The following is a 312-nucleotide window of genomic DNA, read 5'->3' as shown; positions in this document are numbered from 1 at the left end:
TCCAACAGTTACAGATGTCACAATGGAAAGTGTTGATAAGACATCAGAAGCACCACAAGGACAAACACAAACTGGAAGACCAGAATTCACAATTTCAAGTCCAGATGTACAAATTACAGGATACAAACTAGTAGATCCAGTAAGCAAAACACCTGTAGATAGTACTGAAATCGAAGTTCCAGACCAAGGAAGATATAAGATTGATAAGACAACTGGTCAAGTAACATTTATTCCCAAACCAGGATACACAGGAACAACTGACGGAATCACAGTACAAGCAACAGATGAAAACGGAGAAACAAAAGATGCGAA

At 38.5% G+C, this 312-nt stretch carries 1 protein-coding gene; it reads left to right on the top strand.

The features are described 5' to 3' along the window. Window positions 1-22 precede the first annotated feature (22 nt). On the top strand, window positions 23-312 hold a 290-nt coding region (locus N8L39_RS09290), incomplete at its 3' end, for an Ig-like domain-containing protein (RefSeq protein ID WP_261039376.1).

The sequence above is a fragment of the Streptococcus mitis genome (assembly GCF_946190285.1).
GTDB lineage: Bacteria > Bacillota > Bacilli > Lactobacillales > Streptococcaceae > Streptococcus > Streptococcus mitis_CP.
Note: the sequence above shows the minus strand (reverse complement) of the source record. Positions and strands in the feature narration are given on the sequence as shown.